The sequence below is a fragment of the Thalassospira xianhensis MCCC 1A02616 genome (assembly GCF_003326475.1).
Taxonomy (GTDB): Bacteria; Pseudomonadota; Alphaproteobacteria; order Rhodospirillales; family Thalassospiraceae; genus Thalassospira; species Thalassospira xianhensis.
Genome location: NZ_JPWA01000005.1, coordinates 93,148 through 109,914 on the forward strand (window position 1 = coordinate 93,148; position 16,767 = coordinate 109,914).

At 53.9% G+C, this 16,767-nt stretch carries 15 protein-coding genes; 5 read left to right on the plus strand and 10 right to left on the minus strand.

All coding sequences use genetic code 11. The annotated features are described in order from the left end of the window. Positions 1 to 29: 29 nt before the first annotated feature. Positions 30 to 680: a tetratricopeptide repeat protein gene (locus TH5_RS06245; RefSeq protein ID WP_062951928.1), complete on the minus strand. Its 651-nt coding sequence runs from the start codon at positions 678 to 680 to the stop codon at positions 30 to 32. Between the two features lie 446 nt (positions 681 to 1,126). On the opposite strand from TH5_RS06245, the gene TH5_RS06250 reads away from it, so the two are divergent. The 3 genes from TH5_RS06250 to TH5_RS06260 all read left to right on the plus strand — a co-directional run bounded on the left by TH5_RS06250 (position 1,127) and on the right by TH5_RS06260 (position 2,835). Then, entirely contained in the window at positions 1,127 to 1,552 is a 426-nt protein-coding gene (locus TH5_RS06250; protein ID WP_114121134.1) for a hypothetical protein, read from the plus strand. Positions 1,553 to 1,706: 154 nt separating this feature from the next. Further along, positions 1,707 to 2,060: a DUF2794 domain-containing protein gene (locus TH5_RS06255; RefSeq protein WP_114121135.1), complete on the plus strand. Its 354-nt coding sequence runs from the start codon at positions 1,707 to 1,709 to the stop codon at positions 2,058 to 2,060. A 118-nt stretch (positions 2,061 to 2,178) separates the two neighbouring features. After that, positions 2,179 to 2,835 (plus strand): tetratricopeptide repeat protein, encoded by a 657-nt coding sequence (locus TH5_RS06260; protein WP_167443478.1) that lies wholly within the window; start codon positions 2,179 to 2,181, stop codon positions 2,833 to 2,835. 64 nt (positions 2,836 to 2,899) lie between these two features. Here TH5_RS06260 and TH5_RS06265 read toward each other — a convergent pair whose 3' ends face one another. The 5 genes from TH5_RS06265 to fliN all read right to left on the minus strand — a co-directional run bounded on the left by TH5_RS06265 (position 2,900) and on the right by fliN (position 9,154). Beyond that, the gene (locus TH5_RS06265) at positions 2,900 to 3,928 is read right to left on the minus strand and encodes a ribonucleotide-diphosphate reductase subunit beta (RefSeq protein WP_114121137.1); all 1,029 of its coding nucleotides are present in this window, start codon (positions 3,926 to 3,928) and stop codon (positions 2,900 to 2,902) included. 40 nt (positions 3,929 to 3,968) lie between these two features. Then, positions 3,969 to 5,843, minus strand: coding sequence for a ribonucleoside-diphosphate reductase subunit alpha (locus tag TH5_RS06270; RefSeq protein ID WP_114121215.1), 1,875 nt, complete (start codon positions 5,841 to 5,843; stop codon positions 3,969 to 3,971). Between the two features lie 72 nt (positions 5,844 to 5,915). Continuing rightward, the gene (locus tag TH5_RS06275) at positions 5,916 to 6,209 is read right to left on the minus strand and encodes a hypothetical protein (protein ID WP_114121138.1); all 294 of its coding nucleotides are present in this window, start codon (positions 6,207 to 6,209) and stop codon (positions 5,916 to 5,918) included. 103 nt (positions 6,210 to 6,312) lie between these two features. Then, on the minus strand, positions 6,313 to 8,649 hold the full coding sequence (locus TH5_RS06280; protein WP_114121139.1) for a glucose/quinate/shikimate family membrane-bound PQQ-dependent dehydrogenase: 2,337 nt from the start codon (positions 8,647 to 8,649) through the stop codon (positions 6,313 to 6,315). 202 nt (positions 8,650 to 8,851) lie between these two features. Continuing rightward, positions 8,852 to 9,154 (minus strand): flagellar motor switch protein FliN, encoded by a 303-nt coding sequence (gene fliN / locus TH5_RS06285; RefSeq protein WP_062952044.1) that lies wholly within the window; start codon positions 9,152 to 9,154, stop codon positions 8,852 to 8,854. A gap of 184 nt (positions 9,155 to 9,338) precedes the next feature. Between fliN and TH5_RS06290 the strand changes: the two genes are divergently transcribed. Then, positions 9,339 to 10,442, plus strand: coding sequence for a PLP-dependent cysteine synthase family protein (locus TH5_RS06290; RefSeq protein ID WP_114121140.1), 1,104 nt, complete (start codon positions 9,339 to 9,341; stop codon positions 10,440 to 10,442). A gap of 81 nt (positions 10,443 to 10,523) precedes the next feature. Here TH5_RS06290 and TH5_RS06295 read toward each other — a convergent pair whose 3' ends face one another. Next, positions 10,524 to 11,027 (minus strand): Hsp20/alpha crystallin family protein, encoded by a 504-nt coding sequence (locus tag TH5_RS06295; protein WP_114121141.1) that lies wholly within the window; start codon positions 11,025 to 11,027, stop codon positions 10,524 to 10,526. A 281-nt stretch (positions 11,028 to 11,308) separates the two neighbouring features. Here TH5_RS06295 and TH5_RS06300 point away from each other — a divergent pair, with 281 nt between their 5' ends. Then, on the plus strand, positions 11,309 to 12,403 hold the full coding sequence (locus tag TH5_RS06300) for an NADH:flavin oxidoreductase/NADH oxidase (RefSeq protein ID WP_114121142.1): 1,095 nt from the start codon (positions 11,309 to 11,311) through the stop codon (positions 12,401 to 12,403). Positions 12,404 to 12,525: 122 nt separating this feature from the next. Here TH5_RS06300 and groL read toward each other — a convergent pair whose 3' ends face one another. From groL to glmS, 3 genes are all read right to left on the minus strand, one after another. Continuing rightward, entirely contained in the window at positions 12,526 to 14,181 is a 1,656-nt protein-coding gene (gene groL, locus TH5_RS06305; RefSeq protein ID WP_114121143.1) for a chaperonin GroEL, read from the minus strand. 59 nt (positions 14,182 to 14,240) lie between these two features. Then, positions 14,241 to 14,528 (minus strand): co-chaperone GroES, encoded by a 288-nt coding sequence (groES, locus tag TH5_RS06310; protein ID WP_007090384.1) that lies wholly within the window; start codon positions 14,526 to 14,528, stop codon positions 14,241 to 14,243. Between the two features lie 413 nt (positions 14,529 to 14,941). Beyond that, entirely contained in the window at positions 14,942 to 16,765 is a 1,824-nt protein-coding gene (glmS, locus tag TH5_RS06315) for a glutamine--fructose-6-phosphate transaminase (isomerizing) (RefSeq protein ID WP_114121144.1), read from the minus strand. Positions 16,766 to 16,767: the final 2 nt, after the last annotated feature.

A 16,767-nucleotide genomic window follows, 5' to 3' on the forward strand; every position in this document is an offset into this window, starting at 1 on the left:
TGAACAGGTCGCCGCTCTCGTCACGCCAATCAGGCGTCAACGGCCTTCAGAATTTCACTCGCGCGTGCACGCATGCCCGACGGAGCTTCGCTGTCATCGGCGATTTCAGTCAGCAGCGGCTTGGCTGCTTCGATTTCACCCGCAGCAATATGCAACATCGCAATCATTTCACGCGCAGAGTAGTACCAGGGATTTTCCGGCACAGCGATTGGTTCAAGACGCGCAATCAAGTCTTTTGAATTTGCACCATCGGCATTGTTCATCGCGATCTGAACCACGGCAAGATCACGATAAATCTTTTCGACGTCGCTGTTACCTGCGATTGCCTCAAGCTCGGCAACAGCAGAATCCTTTGCTCCGGCCCGCAGATAGACAGCAGCCTTCTGGAAATGGCCAAGGGCGACAAAACCGGCATTGCCATCCGCGATGATCGCGTCAAGCGCACCAAGTGCCGCATCCTGTTTCTCTTCGCCTGCCTGTGCCAGTTCGATGGCGTTTGCCATGCGCGTACCGTTTTCGATGCGCGAATTTTCCTCGTAGCTTTTCCAGCCTTCACGTCCGGCAACACCCAGCACGATCACGGCAGCCACGCCAACGATGTATTTGCCGTATTTACGCCACAGCGCTTCATTGCGCTCGCGCTTGAGGTCTTCTTCGACTTCCTGGAAAATATCAACCACGAAAACCGCTCCAATCCGATCAAAAGAAAGCGGGCCACCTGCCCGCTTATCAGAATTAATTCCGGCAAGGATTTAACGCGCCAGTACGCGAGGGGTCAAGTCCGCTGGACATCCGGAACCGCCAATATCGCAATTAAATCCCGCAAGTCCGGTTTTCACGCCCCAAAGGGGCCTCAGTCACCCTGCTTTTGGTGATGTAAACACATATCGCGGGAAAGAATTGCCGCCTGCGAGAGATGACCACGCCTGAAAACGAACCATTACCGAAATGAATTTCTGTGCCCAGATAATCGGTAAAACCGGCTGAAATGTGGCCAAACTGCTCCGATATTAAAAGGGGTTATTGGATGATCTAAAACGGCACGTGGATTGCATTTGTAAATTCGGGAAACGGAATTTTAATCGTCACCGGGCAAATAGTGACCGGTCGATGCACGGAGATCAGGATGAAAAGCTTGTACAAGGCGCAAAGCCGTCAAGAGGCGAAACGGATGATCCGCCAGCGCGTTCTGGCTGGATTATTCGCAACGCTGCTTGGCACCGGGGTCTCTGGCTGCGATACCACCGCATCCGACGTTGCGGGCACCAATCTGTTCACAGGCGTTGAATGGTATATCGCCCTTGATGTTGTCAGCATCATTAATACCGATAAAACACTTGTCGATCACGTCGTTTCCCTTTCGACAGGCCGGGATTGCTCAACCATCCGCAAGATTGACGGCAAATCCTATTGCAAAAAGGACCCGGTTCCCGAACCGCCGCTTTATTGCTATCGCACGCTGGCCTCGGTCAGTTGCTATCGCACGCCCGATCCATATAATACCGGCGCCCAAACCGTTGACTGGCCACCGACCAGGTCGCGCAGTCTGTAACCCAGGCAACCATCTGAAATTCCAACGATATTTGTAAAAACATTGCCACAGCAGCCTATTCAAACTTGAGGCTGCGGACAAAGCGCGCTACCGTGTCACAAGGGCGTCACAAATGCCCGAACCCGGCCTTCTGAAATTACGTCCGGAGAAAGACATGGGTACATTGTTCAACCTGGCTCAATACCGCAAAGCCAAAAGCTTTGTGCATTTCGACCGGACTGAACTGATGCAACTCATGAACACCTATTCCAGACAGGTCGCAAGTGGTGCATGGCGTGACTACGCCATCGATCATCTTGATGGCGTGGCCATGTTCTCCATCTTCCGTTCCTCTCACGAAACGGCCATATTCACCGTCATCAAACTTGGGGCGGATCACAAAAATGCCGGGCATTTCGTAGCACTTCATAGCGGTGAAAAGATCAAGCAAAGCTCAGAAATACAAAACGTTCTTGATGCCGTTGAAAAACGTGCCCGCAAAGTCGTCCCGCTGTTCAAATCCCGTTAAAGATCGGTCCCGCCTTTTGCCCCATTCCATTTTTGTATTCCGTGCGCCCGTTTGCGGCATTCGCCCTTTTGTGCGCGCCCTGCTTGCCCTGGCATTCACATGTCACGCGTTCCCGGCCATGGCAGATTACACAAGCGGCTATAAGGCCTATCAGGCCGGCAATTATGAAATGGCCCGCGCGCAATGGCGCATTGCCGCACAGGAAGACGATCCCCGCGCACAATATGCTCTTGGATTGCTTTACTACCGCGGACTTGCAGGACCACAGGATTACCGGCAGGCTGCCGAATGGTTTGCACTGGCCGCGCGCGCCAATCATCCCAATGCGATCTACTATCTCGGCCTGATGTATTTCAATGGCTGGGGACTGCGCTACGACCAGTTTCGCGCAACCGACTTCTTCAAGCGCGCTCTTCGCGCCGCGCCCGGCAATTCAGATGCGGCCTTTTTGATTGGCGAACAATATTTTCACGGACGCGGGGCAGAACAAAACTATGTCGAAGCCGCCCACTATTACAGAATTGCCGCCGAAAACGGCATGCATGCTGCCCAGTTTCTACTGGGCGCCATGACTGAACGCGGCTGGGGTGTTGAACCCGATTATGCCGATGCCTATTACTGGCTGCGCCGTTCGGCACTTGGCCCTCTGACCCTGCCGCCCGGTGTCGAACTTGAAATGGACCCGGCAACCGCAATCGCCAATCTGGAACCAAAGCTGCGTCTGGAAGAAATCAGACGCATCGATAAACGACTTCAGGAACTCTCTGCTCCCTGATCCCCAAAACCAAAAGACCGCCCCAAAGGCGGCCTTTTGCATAATATTCATTTCGTGATCGAGATCAGGAAAATGCCTCATCCCAGGTACCGCGTGTCGCGGCCTTGGAATACTCGGTCGCACGATTTTCAAAGAAGTTGGTGTGCTCAACCGCATTCAGCATCGCATCCATCCACGGCAGCGGGTTCTGTTCGATCCCGTATTGCTCCTCAAGGCCAAGCTGGCTAAGGCGGCGATCTGCGATATAGCGGATATATTTCTTGATATCTTCCGCAGTCAGCCCCTGCACAGCTCCAGCCTCGAACGACAGATCGATAAACGCATCTTCGTGGCTGACGATAGTTTTGCAGGCCTCGATCAGGTCGCTGCGCATTTCGTCATCCCAGATTTCCGGGTTCTCTTTGCAGAATGTCCTAAACAGACGGATGATGCTCTCACAATGCAGGCTTTCGTCGCGCACCGACCATGTAACGATCTGTCCCATGCCCTTCATCTTGTTGAAGCGCGGGAAGTTCATCAGCATCGCGAATGACGCAAACAACTGCAAACCTTCGGTAAAGGCACCAAACACTGCAAGCGTCTTGGCGATGTTACGCTTGCCCTGAGTGGTCAAACGCAAGTGGCCATGCTCGTCAGTATATTCGTCTTCCGGACCAATACCCCAGATTTGCATATAGTCATATTTGTCCTTCATTTCCTTGTACTGGAAGAAGGCCTCATACTCGGCTTCGGGCATACCGATGGTATCAAGAAGATGCGAATAGGCAGCGACATGGATGGTTTCCATGTTGGAAAATGCCGCCAGCATCATCTGGACTTCGGTCGGTTTGAACACGCGTGTGTAATGACGCATGTAGCAGTTATTGACCTCGATATCCGACTGGGTAAAGAAGCGGAAAATCTGCGTCAGCAGGTTTCGCTCGGCATCGGAAATCGTATGGTTCCAATCCTTCACGTCGTCGGCCAACGGCACTTCCTCGGGTAGCCAGTGAATTTGCTGCTGGGTCAGCCATGCCTCATAGGCCCAAGGATAGCGGAACGGTTTGTAAACCGGGTTTTCAGTCAGAAGATCAATTACTTTATCGTCAGACATGTCGTCATTTCTCGCAAAATTTCTGTGTGCTCAAGCCGCCTTACTGGCAGGCGAGACATTCGTCATAATCGGGTTCGCTGGCTGCCTGCACGGCCGCAGCCGCAACCAGTGCCGGGATTTCGAACGAGCTTTCCGGGCTGGGCATATCGTCATCATTCGACTTCGCACGCCCCGGAATATTCGCAACAACCTCGGCCCGCTGGATCGATTTCGATCGGCAGTAATAAAGGCTTTTGACACCCTTTTTCCATGCCTGGAAATGGATCTGATGCAGGTCGCGTTTATGAACATTCGAAGCAAGGAAGATGTTCAACGACTGCGCCTGATCAATCATCGGCGTGCGATCACCGGCCAACTCGATCAGCCAGCGCTGATCCAGCTCGAACGCGGTCTTGAAGATGTCCTTTTCCAGATCGGACAGGAAATCAAGATGCTGAACCGACCCTTCATGCACCGTGATGGATGTCCAGACATCCTCAGTATTACGACCTTTTTCTTCCAGAACCTCGGCAAGATACTTGTTACGCACGTTAAACGAGCCCGAAAGCGTCTTGTGGGTGTAGGAGTTCGCCGCCATCGGCTCGATTCCCGGCGAAGCACCGCCGCAAATGATCGAAATCGATGCGGTCGGCGCAATCGCGGTTTTGTTCGAGAAACGGGCTTTGATGCCGTATTCGGCCGCATCCGGGCACGAACCGCGTTCTTCCGCCAACTTCTCGGACGCAGCATCGGCATGCTTTTTCAAGTGATCAAAAATCTGCTTGTTCCAGACCTTGCTCATCACCCCTTCAAGCGGCACCTTCTGCGCCTGAAGGAAGGAATGGAAGCCCATCACGCCAAGACCAACCGAACGTTCACGCATCGCGGAATATTTCGCACGCGCCATGGTATCGGGCGCATGATCGATAAAGTCCTGAAGCACGTTATCAAGGAAACGCAGAATATCTTCGATGAACTGCGTGTCATCCTTCCAGGTCAGATAATGTTCAAGGTTCAGCGACGACAGGCAGCAAACAGCAGTGCGATCCCCACCCAGATGATCCTTGCCCGTCGGCAGCGTGATTTCAGAACACAGGTTTGATGTCTTTACGCTCAGCCCCGCCAGTTTGTGATGTTCCGGCACCGCACGGTTCACGGTGTCGATGAACAGCATATAGGGCTCGCCTGTTTCAACACGCGACGTCAGCAATCGTATCCACAATGAACGCGCACTGATCTTGCGCACGACATGCCCGTCTTTGGGCGATGTCAGCGCCCACTCCTCGTCGTTTTCGACAGCACGCATGAAGGCATCCGAAATCGCAACGCCCTGATGCAGGTTCGGCGTCTTACGGTTGGGGTCACCACCGGTCGGACGACGCATTTCGGAAAATTCTTCGATCTCGGGGTGGCTGACCGGCATGTAAACCGCAGCTGATCCGCGGCGTAGCGATCCCTGGCTGATCGCCAGTGTCAGGCTGTCCATCACGCGAATGAACGGCACGACACCGGACGTCTTGCCATTCTTGCCGACCTTTTCGCCGATCGAACGCAGATTGCCCCAGTACGACCCGATACCGCCGCCACGTGCCGCAAGCCAGACATTCTCGGTCCAGATATCGACAATACCACCAAGATTGTCGTCCGCCTCGTTCAGGAAGCAGGAAATAGGCAAACCGCGGGTCGTTCCGCCATTCGACAGAATCGGGGTTGCCGGCATGAACCAAAGCTTGGAAATATAATCATAAAGACGCTGCGCATGCGCTTCATTGTCACCATAGTAGCTGGCAACGCGCGCAAACAGATCCTGATAGCTTTCGCCCGGCATCAAATAGCGGTCATTCAAAACCGCCTTGCCAAAGTCAGTCAGTAATGCATCGCGCGAACGATCAACAATAACGCGCGCACCTTTTTCGTGCTGCACCACATCCAGCATCTTCATGCTTGTAGTCCCCTTACCTGAACGGTCGCACGTTGGCGGCGATCCGCTTCCTGTTTGTTATCTTCATCAAACGGCGTTTGCCTGATCCAGCCCCGGTTGACGGTCTGCCAGATCACCAAAATCGCCGTTCCCAATGCCCGTTTGAAAATGGTTATGCCTGCTCAAAGCCGGATTGAAAACACAATATGTAGTGGGAATGGATAAAAAATCGTCAATTGATTGTATCAGTTCCGTTACAATCCCGTATATCCAATGATTCGCGCCATAGGCCTTTTTTGCGCCCGTTGCGGTCAAGCAAAAGATCAGCAAAATTTTTGCGAACTGCTTGATCCCAAAGGTTGAGTTTGGGGTGATCAGCATCCCTCAAATTCACAAAATGCCGGTCGCGATTCCCGATTTGAATTGCCCCGAACAAAAAGCGCCCGGTTTGTCCGGGCGCTTTTTACAGATGTTCAAATCGTGCTTAGGGCAGCTTATAGGCCATCACATAATCGCCAGCCTTGGTCCCGATGGAACCATGCCCACCAGCAACAATCAGCACATATTGCGTGCCGTCATCGGTGGTGTAGGTCATCGGCGTTGACTGCCCGCCAGCGGGCAGCCGCGCTTCCCAAAGCTGTTTGCCCGTGGTGACGTCATAGGCACGGAAGTAGTTATCAACCGCCGCCCCAAGGAACGCCACACCACCCTTGGTGATGATCGGGCCACCAATCCCCGGCACACCAAGCTCGAACGGTAATGGCAGGGGTGTCATGTCCTCGACCGTGCCGTTTTTATGCTTGTAGACAACCTCGCCAGTGCGAAGGTCCGCCCCCGCGACATAGCCCCATGGCGGAGCTTGGCACGGTACGCCAACTGGCGACAGGAACGGCCCCATACTGACAGCATAAGGCGCGCCTTCATTGCGGTTGATCCCCATCTCGCTAGCTTTTTCCGTACCGCGCGGCGGCACTTCGTCGCGCGGAATCAGTTGCGATGTAAAGGCAAGATAGGTCGGCATGCCGAACATGATCTGCTTTTCCGGGTCAATCGCAACGCTGCCCCAGTTAAAGGTTCCGAAATTGCCGGGATAAACCAGCGTCCCCTGCAAGGATGGTGGTGTATAGCGACCTTCATATTTCAGCTGATGGAACTGGATGCGACATGCAAGCTGATCAAACAGCGTAATGCCCCACATATCCTTTTCCGTCAGCGGTTCGGGCATGAAGGTCAGGTCCGAAACTGGCTGTGTCGGTGCGGTGAAATCTTCCGGAATAGCGCCCCCGGGGGCCGGTACCTCTTTCACCGGAATGATCGGCTCACCCGTCCGGCGATCAAGGACATAGATATCCCCCTGCTTGGTCGGCCCGACAAGTGCCGGGACATTTTCACCATCGGATGTGGTGATATCAAGCAACGCAGGCTGAGCCGGAACATCCATATCCCAAAGGTCGTGATGCACCGTCTGGCGCACCCACTGGACCTGTCCCGTTTCAAGACTAAGCGCAACGATGGATGATGAGTAGGTTTCAACCTCCTCACTGCGTCCCATGCCCAATTGGTCGGGTACCTTGTTGCCAAGCGGGACATAGATCATGCCGAGTTCCTCATCGGCACTCGACACCGACCAGCTATTGGGCGAATTGGCGGTATAGGTCTGACCTTCGGGAATCGGTTCGGTTTGCTCCGGATTGCCAGAATCCCAATTCCAGATCAATTCCCCACTATCGACGTCATAGGCGCGAATGACGCCAGACTGCGATTTGGTCGAATAATTGTCATTCACCGCCCCGCCAATAATGATCTTGCCATCGGCAACAACCGGCGGCGAGGTCGAATAATAATATCCGGCCGGGTTATAAGGCATGCCGTCTTCCAGATGCACGGTCCCCTGATCACCAAAGTCCTGGCAAACCTTGCCGTTATTGGCATCAAGGGCAATCAGACGCGCATCCGACGTCGGCAGATACACACGAGATGCACAGGGTGCAGCCGAGGCCATCGCGCTATCCTGATAATAAGTTACTCCCCGGCATGTTTGATGCTGCCGGTCCGTATTGTCGGGAACCTCTGGATCAAACCGCCATTTTTCCCGCCCGGTTTTGGCATCAATCGCCATTGCCCAGCTATGCGGTGTGCAAAGATAAAGCGTGTCTTTGATCTTAAGTGGCGTCACCTGATAGGTGGTTTCAGGCACGTCTTCGGACCGCCTTACATCGCCGGTCTGAAAAACCCAAGCCTGTTCAAGTGTTGCAACATTATCGGTGTTGATCTGATCAAGAGGCGAATAACGTTGCCCGAACGGTGTCCGTCCATATTGATGCCAATCGCCTGCCGGAACATCGCCGCCAAGATCAGGATTGGAAACAACCGGGCTGTCGCTTAACTGGCCCTCGATTGCATGGGGGTTATTCATCATCGAATACACCGCAGCAACAATCGCCAGGACAAGGCTGCCCTCCAGCACGAGCGAACGTGTTGGTTTGACTTCCGGCACTCGCTGCCCGACCAAAAGCGTCTTGCGATAGGCAGGCATGGCAAGCCACAGGCCGATCAAAACAATCAAACCACCGCGCGGTCCCAACTGCCACCAGTCAAACCCGACTTCCCAAACGGCCCAGCCAAGGCTTGCGATCATGAAAAGTGCGTAAAACGGTAAAACGACAGGTCGTTTTGCGAATGAAAGAGCCGCGGCAATCAGAAATGCCAATCCGGCAAGTGCATAATACCAGCTACCATCCAGCAAAATAAGCCAGACGCCCCCGGCACCAAGTGCCAGTCCGATCAAGGCCAGCAACCCGGATGTCAGAATATTGATCATGAGATTGTCCTCGTTGAGCGTAAAAGCGGGACATACCGACACAGCCTTTGACCACAAAATGGCAGGTTAAAGGCAGTATCGGCATTTGTTCCAGAACGCACAGACAGCAACACCGGTTCCAACCAACATCGGGAAAAATAAAAACCACCGGCTGTTAACAATCCGGTGGTTTGCAAAATGGCCGAGTTCTTTGGAAAATCTCTTAGTGATGGGTCTCGATAATGGTGCCGGATTTAACAACTTCGGTGATCGTTACACCAAGGTTTTCATCCACGACAACGAGTTCCCCACGTGCCACCAACCGGTTATTGACGTAAATATCAACTGGCTCCCCCACTTTGCGATCCAGTTCCAGAACCGCACCACGGGTCAGGCGCATCAATTGCGCGACCTGGATCTGGCTTTTGCCGATCACGGTCGATACGCGTACCGGCACATCATACGCCGCCCCGATTTCAGATGCGGCATGACGTTTGGCAAAGGGATCGTCGTCGTTATTGGCCATGGTAACCAGATCACCCGGATAAAATGGAAGAATCGCGAAACTCTATTCTAGAGGTTAGCTTTGAAAAAAGTGTTAGCAAGCTTATTCGCAAAATTTACGGTAGTTTTCTGTATAATAATCGCCTACATGAAGAAACCTTCAACGATCCGCGTCACCAGCGCCAAACAGAAATACAGGACTTTTCATGAGCTACGATCGCCAATGGGTGGCTGATGCCATCAACATTATCGAAGCCGACTTCAACCGGTCTGCAGACACCCATCTGATCCGCCTTGATCTGCCGTCACTTGATGGCATAGGGCTTTACCTCAAGGATGAATCGACCCATCCGTCCGGCAGCCTGAAGCATCGCCTGGCGCGCTCATTGTTCCTGTATGGCCTTTGCAATGGCTGGATATCCAAAGACACCCCGATCATCGAGGCATCAAGTGGCTCCACTGCCGTGTCCGAAGCCTATTTTGCCCGCCTTCTGGGGCTGCGCTTCATTGCCGTGATGCCTAAATCAACGTCGCAGCAGAAAATCGATCAGATCGCCTTTTATGGCGGCGAAAGCCATCTGGTCGATCACAGCGGCCAGATTTATGCCGAATCCCAACACTTGGCGCAGGAACTGGGCGGCCATTACATGGACCAGTTCACCTATGCCGAACGCGCAACCGACTGGCGGGGCAACAACAATATCGCCGAAAGCATCTTTGACCAGCTCAAACGCGAACCCCATCCGGTTCCGCGCTGGATCGTTGTCGGTGCTGGCACGGGCGGGACATCTTCGACCATTGGTCGCTATATCCGTTACGGACAGATCCTTGGTATGGGATGCGAACTTTGCGTCGCCGACCCGGAAAACTCGGTTTTCTATGATGCCTACGAAACCGGTAAATGCGATATCACAGGGGAAAAGGCATCGCGCGTCGAAGGCATCGGCCGCCCCCGGGTCGAGCCCAGTTTCAACCCGACTGTGGTTGATCACATGATCCGGGTGCCTGATGCCGGCAGTTTTGCCGCCCTGCAATATCTGGAAAAACATATGGGCAGACGTTGCGGCGGATCGACCGGTACCAATCTGATTGCCACCCTGTCGCTGATCAGCCAGATGAAAAAAGCCGGCGAAACAGGATCCGTCGTGACCCTGCTTTGCGATGGCGGTGATCGCTATCGCGATACCTATTACAATCCGGACTGGATCGCCAGACAGAGCATCGACCTTTCCCCTTGGCATTCGGCCCTCGAAGCCTTTGATAAAACCGGCGTGTTTGAAATGCCGATGGATTGCTGCACGGCTCACTAAGTATTGCCATGCGGCTGCAAACAAAAAAGACGGGCGGATTTCTCCGCCCGTTCAGGTGCTTCATCAAGGTTGAGGCAAAACTTACCCGGAAATCGCGATCTTGCGCGGCTCCGGCTTCACTTCCGCTACTTTAGGGAGAGTGAGCGTCAGGACACCGTTCTTGAACGATGCCGCAATCTTGTCTGCATCGACGGTATCAGGCAGACGGAATGAACGTTTGAAGCTGCCATAGGTGCGCTCGACGACGCGGGCGCCATCATTGCTTTCGCGGGTTGATTTCTTTTCACCCGTAATCGTCAGGACACCTTCAAGCACCGATACATCAACATCGTCCTGTTCAACACCCGGAAGTTCGGCGGAAAGTTCGATATTATCATCGGTTTCATGGACGTCGATACGCGGGGTCAAAAGCTTCTGCGTCGCTTCATCACGACTTGTACCGGCAGAATTCACAAGCCCGTCGCGACCAAAGATCGAACCGATCATGCGATCAAAATCACGTCCGAAAACACCAAACGGATCACCATATGCCGGACGCGAAGCCAAACGACGAGCAGTACCATTTACAGTCTGAAGACCAGTCATAATTACCCTCCTAAACAGACAGGTAGTTCTTGCGCCGCAGGTCCAGTCATGCTGCAACCCTAGCGCGTACAAGGCCACCATGGCCCTTCAATTCAACAAATAGATCAGGGTGATTTTTCCGCAAGTAGGCACACGCATTTTTTTTGAAAATTTTTTCGCACCTTATTTCGCCCTCATCCATGTCCTTATCTGGCCATCCCTATGGCGCGAACTGCAATTTCCAACTAGCTTCATGTCATTGTCGGCAGGAACCCCTGCCCCCACTGATACAGGACACCTCCATGAGCCACCTTTTTACGCCGCTCTGCCTTGGCAAGCTTGAACTGGAAAACCGCATTGTCATAGCGCCGATGTGCCAATATTCCGCCGATAACGGTAAAGCCACGGCATGGCACGACATGCATCTTGGCAATCTTGCCCAATCCGGTGCCGGCCTTCTGATAATCGAGGCCTCTGCGATTGAACCCAAAGGCCGCATTACCTATGGCGATCTTGGACTATGGGACGATGAAACCGAAGCAGCCCTTGGCAAGACCCTCGCCGCTGTGCGCAGCCATTCCGACATGCCAATTGCCATCCAGCTTGCCCATGCGGGGCGCAAGGCATCCTGCGAAAAGCCTTGGGATGGTGGTGGCGCTATTGCACCGGATCATGAAAATGGCTGGCAAGTTGTTGCCCCGTCCGCTGTTCCGTTCCGTGCAGGCGACCCGGAACCCGAGGCACTCAACACATCACGCATCCGCGAAATCATTCAGGGCTTTGCCGATGCGGCCAAGCGCGCGGATCGACTTGGTCTTGATGCCATCGAAATTCACGGGGCACACGGGTACCTGCTCCATCAATTCCTCTCACCACATTCCAACAAACGCGATGACGACTATGGCGGATCGCTTGAAAATCGTATGCGGATCGTGATCGAGGTTTATGATGCAGTTCGCGCCGCTTTCGATCCGGCCAAACCGGTCGGCATTCGGATTTCGGCTTCCGACTGGGTCGATGGCGGCTGGGATATTGACCAGAGCGTCGAACTGGCCCGTGTCTTGAAAGAACGGGGATGTGATTTCATCCATGTGTCTTCGGGGGGTCTTCACATCGATCAGAAAATCCCGCTTGGCCCGAACTATCAGGTTCCCTTCGCTGATCGCATCAAATCGGAAACCGGCATCACCACCATCGCGGTTGGCCTGATTACCGAAGCAGAACAGGCAGAGGCCATTGTCTTCACCGGTCAGGCCGATGCCATAGCGCTTGCACGTGGCATTCTTTATGACCCGCGCTGGCCGTGGCATGCGGCAGCAAGCCTTGGTGCCGAGGTCAAGGCGGCCAATCAGTATCTGCGCTGTCAGCCACGCACACTTAAAAAGCTGTTCGGTTAATCTGGAAAATCCCCGCAACTTATATGATTGCGGGGATTTTTGTCGCAATCGATACAAAAACGAAAAGGGCCTCGCAAATGCGAGACCCTTTCCGTAGCAAGAAGGTCGGTTGGTGGTAAGGCTTAGAAGCCCATACCGCCCATGCCGCCCATACCACCCATGCCGCCCATGTCAGGCGCGCCACCGGAGGATTTATCTTCCGGCTTTTCAGCGATCATGCATTCGGTGGTGATCAGCAGACCTGCGACCGATGCTGCGTCCTGCAGGGCAGTACGAACAACTTTGGCCGGGTCGATGATGCCGGCTTTGACCAGGTTGGTGTATTCACCTTTCTGGGCGTCGAAGCCGAATTCAACATCGTCCTGCTCAAGCAGCTTGCCAGCGACAACTGCACCGTCAACACCTGCGTTCTGAGCGATCTGACGGACCGGAGCCTGCAGCGCGCGACGAACGATGTCGACACCGATGGTCTGGTCATGGTTTACACCTTCAAGACCGTCAAGAGCGCGGGTCGCGTACAGCAGAGCCGTACCGCCACCAGCAACGATACCTTCTTCAACAGCAGCGCGGGTTGCGTGCAGGGCATCGTCAACGCGGTCTTTGCGTTCTTTCACTTCGATTTCCGAAGCGCCACCGATTTTGATCACGGCAACACCGCCAGCGAGTTTCGCAAGACGTTCCTGCAGTTTCTCGCGGTCGTAATCCGAAGTGGTTTCTTCGATCTGTGCACGGATCTGGCCAACACGGGCTTCGATCTGGGCTTTTTCACCGGCACCATCAACGATGGTGGTTTCTTCTTTGGTGATGGTGATCGATTTCGCGGTACCGAGCATGTCGAGCGTTACGCTCTCAAGCTTGATGCCGAGATCTTCGGAGACAACCTGACCACCGGTAAGGATGGCGATGTCTTCGAGCATTGCTTTGCGACGGTCGCCGAAGCCCGGTGCTTTGACAGCAGCGATTTTCAGACCACCACGCAGCTTGTTGACGACCAGCGTCGCGAGAGCTTCGCCTTCGACGTCTTCAGCAATGATAAGAAGCGGCTTGCCCGACTGAACGGCAGCTTCCAGAAGCGGCAGCAGCGGCTGCAGCGAGGAAACTTTTTTGTCGAACAGAAGAACATACGGGTTGTCGAGTTCGGCAACCATCTTTTCCGGATTGGTTACGAAGTACGGCGACAGGTAACCACGGTCGAACTGCATGCCTTCGACAACGTCGAGTTCGGTGTGCAGGCCCTTGGCTTCCTCAACGGTGATAACACCTTCGTTGCCAACCTTTTCCATGGCTTCAGCGATCATGTCGCCAACTTCACGGTCACCGTTAGCCGAAATGTTACCGACCTGCGCAATCTCGTCCTTGCCCGACACTTTACGTGCACGGCCCTGGATGGCCTCGATTACTTTGGTGGTCGCAAGATCGATGCCGCGTTTCAAGTCCATCGGGTTCATGCCGGCAGCAACGGATTTATTGCCTTCACGAACGATTGCCTGTGCGAGAACGGTTGCAGTGGTGGTGCCGTCACCAGCCAGATCGGCGGTTTTGGAAGCCACTTCACGCAGCATCTGTGCGCCCATGTTCTCGAACTTGTCAGAAAGTTCAATTTCCTTGGCGACCGAAACACCGTCCTTGGTCACGCGCGGCGCGCCAAAGGATTTTTCGATGACAACGTTACGACCTTTCGGGCCGAGCGTCACTTTAACGGCATCAGCAAGGATGTCGACACCGCGCAGCATTTTGGCGCGGGCGTCGGTGGAGAATTTTACTTCTTTAGCAGCCATAATATTCTTTCCTCTCTATGAGACGGATGAACGTGGATTTAAGTCACCAAAAGGCTGACTTATTCCATGATGCCCATAATGTCGGACTCTTTCATGATCAGCAGCTCTTCGCCATCGACCTTGACTTCGGTGCCCGACCATTTGCCGAACAGAACCTTGTCACCAGCCTTGACGTCCAGCGCGACAAGCGAGCCGTCTTCTTTGCGAACACCGGAACCGACAGCGATGATCTCGCCTTCCTGCGGCTTTTCTTTCGCGGTATCCGGGATAATGATGCCACCGGCAGTCTTGGTGTCGGATTCGACACGACGCACCAGCACACGATCATGTAACGGACGGAACTTCATGTTAGACAACTCCGTGTTTAAGTATGGCTCGATTAAGTACAAAACTAACCGGGATGAGCCCGTATTAGCACTCACCCCCGGCGAGTGCTAACAGCATGTATTGAAGCCATCGGAATTTGTCAACAGAAGAGAGCAAAAGGACGCAAAAATGTCATGATTTCAGGGATTTTCTCGCACTTGCGAGAATGAAATCGGCACGCTTCGCCAGCGCGCCGCGCCACGATCATTTCGGTGTGACATCCCTATCACGCGTTCAGTCTCATGACAAAGGGCAATATTGTGACGAAGCTTGGGCACGCCGCGAAAAGCTTTGTACCTTAAGCACCAAAACCTCACAAATTCCTCTGCCCAAAATAAAAAGAGCCGGACAAAGAATGCCCGACCCTGTAGTCTTCCTACATTGGAATCGCTTTCTATTCCACCGTAACCGACTTCGCGAGATTACGTGGCTGGTCGACGTCCGTCCCCTTGTGAACAGCCACATGATAGGCCAGCATCTGAACCGGAATCGTATAAAGGATCGGTGCGACGAAGTCCGCAACCTTTGGCAGTTCGACCGTGGCTGATGCCATATCGCCAAGCTTCGCAAGCCCTTCTGCATCCGAAAGGAAAATCACCCGCCCACCGCGTGCGGCTGCTTCCTGCATGTTCGATGCGGTTTTTTCAAATAGCTCGTCAGACGGTGCAATAACGATGATCGGAACCGACTGATCAATTAGAGCAATCGGGCCATGCTTCATCTCGCCCGCGGCATATCCTTCGGCGTGGATATAGGAAATTTCCTTAAGCTTCAGCGCCCCTTCCATCGCAATCGGATAGCCAAGGCCACGCCCCAGATAAAGTACATCGCGTGCATCTGCGATATTGATCGCAAGCTCGCGGATTTCATCGTCGTGATGAAGAATTTCAGCCGCGTGTTTTGGCACTTCGGTCAGCGCATTGACGATGGCGGCCTCTTCGTCCTTGGCAAGGGTGCCGTTATCGCGCCCAATCGTCACCGCCAGGCAGGCCAGAACGGTTAACTGCGTGGTGAACGCCTTGGTTGAAGCCACCCCGATTTCCGGGCCCGCATAGGTCAACAGCACAACATCACTTTCGCGCGCAATCGTACTTTCCGCCACATTGACGATGGAAACGATTTTCTGCCCCTTGGACTTCGCATAACGAAGGGCCGCCAGGGTATCAAGTGTCTCGCCCGATTGAGAAAGGAAAAGCGCAACGCCCCCTTTTGGAAGCGGCGGGCAGCGATAGCGGAATTCAGACGCGATATCGATATCAACGCCAAGCCCGGCATAACGTTCGATCCAGTGCTTTGCTACCATCCCGGCATAGAAGGACGTACCGCACGCCACGATCGTCAACCGGCTGACATCGTTAAACGAAAACGGCATATCAGGCAGCTTGATCGTGCGCGTCGCCGGATTGATGAAAGCATGGAGCGTATCGCCGATCACCGCAGGCTGTTCGAAAATTTCCTTCTGCATGAAATGGTTATAGTTACCCTTGCCCATCATGGCCCCCGAAACAGCCGACAGCTTGGTTTCGCGGGTAACGTCATTGTCATGCTCGTCACGGACCTGAACACCATCGCGGGTCACTTCAACCCAATCACCCTCCTCAAGGTAAATCAGCTTGTTCGTCAGGTGCGACAGTGCCATCGCGTCCGAACCAAGATACATCTCGCCCTCGCCCAAACCAACCGCAAGCGGTGTGCCTCGGCGCGCACCAAAAATCACGTCATGCTGCCCGGCAATCATGATCACCAGCGCAAAGGCCCCCTCAATCCGATGTAATGTGGCGGCGACTGCGTCACGCGGGGTTTTGCCCTGATCAAGGAAGTCGGAAACCAGATGCACAATCACTTCAGTGTCGGTATCAGTGGCAAAAACCCGGCCCTTGCCGGAAAGCTCAGCCTTGATTTCCTGATAATTTTCGATGATGCCGTTATGCACAACAGCAACCTTGCCATCGGTGTGCGGATGGGCGTTGTTTTCGGTCGGAACCCCATGCGTCGCCCAGCGGGTGTGACCAATGCCGACATCCCCCGCCAGCGGCATTTCCGCAAGACGGTTGGCAAGATTTATCAGCTTGCCTTCTGCCCGGCGGCGATCAATATGACCGTTCACAAGGGTCGCAATCCCGGCACTATCATAGCCCCGATATTCAAGCCGTTTAAGCCCCTCAAGAATACGGTCGCTGACGCTGTCCTTGCCAATAATGCCGATAATGCCGCACATAG

What these genes read in the sequence shown, in the direction of transcription:
- fliN (WP_062952044.1), bottom strand. Translation starts at nt 9,154, where the DNA reads ATGGCCAATAACGACGACGATCCCTTTGCCAAACGTCATGCCGCATCT.
- TH5_RS06265 (WP_114121137.1), bottom strand. Translation starts at nt 3,928, where the DNA reads ATGTCTGACGATAAAGTAATTGATCTTCTGACTGAAAACCCGGTTTAC.
- TH5_RS06290 (WP_114121140.1), top strand. Translation starts at nt 9,339, where the DNA reads ATGAGCTACGATCGCCAATGGGTGGCTGATGCCATCAACATTATCGAA.
- TH5_RS06250 (WP_114121134.1), top strand. Translation starts at nt 1,127, where the DNA reads ATGAAAAGCTTGTACAAGGCGCAAAGCCGTCAAGAGGCGAAACGGATG.
- TH5_RS06295 (WP_114121141.1), bottom strand. Translation starts at nt 11,027, where the DNA reads ATGACTGGTCTTCAGACTGTAAATGGTACTGCTCGTCGTTTGGCTTCG.
- TH5_RS06270 (WP_114121215.1), bottom strand. Translation starts at nt 5,843, where the DNA reads ATGCTGGATGTGGTGCAGCACGAAAAAGGTGCGCGCGTTATTGTTGAT.
- TH5_RS06255 (WP_114121135.1), top strand. Translation starts at nt 1,707, where the DNA reads ATGGGTACATTGTTCAACCTGGCTCAATACCGCAAAGCCAAAAGCTTT.
- groES (WP_007090384.1), bottom strand. Translation starts at nt 14,528, where the DNA reads ATGAAGTTCCGTCCGTTACATGATCGTGTGCTGGTGCGTCGTGTCGAA.
- TH5_RS06275 (WP_114121138.1), bottom strand. Translation starts at nt 6,209, where the DNA reads ATGCTGATCACCCCAAACTCAACCTTTGGGATCAAGCAGTTCGCAAAA.
- TH5_RS06280 (WP_114121139.1), bottom strand. Translation starts at nt 8,649, where the DNA reads ATGATCAATATTCTGACATCCGGGTTGCTGGCCTTGATCGGACTGGCA.
- glmS (WP_114121144.1), bottom strand. Translation starts at nt 16,765, where the DNA reads ATGTGCGGCATTATCGGCATTATTGGCAAGGACAGCGTCAGCGACCGT.
- groL (WP_114121143.1), bottom strand. Translation starts at nt 14,181, where the DNA reads ATGGCTGCTAAAGAAGTAAAATTCTCCACCGACGCCCGCGCCAAAATG.
- TH5_RS06300 (WP_114121142.1), top strand. Translation starts at nt 11,309, where the DNA reads ATGAGCCACCTTTTTACGCCGCTCTGCCTTGGCAAGCTTGAACTGGAA.
- TH5_RS06260 (WP_167443478.1), top strand. Translation starts at nt 2,179, where the DNA reads ATGGCAGATTACACAAGCGGCTATAAGGCCTATCAGGCCGGCAATTAT.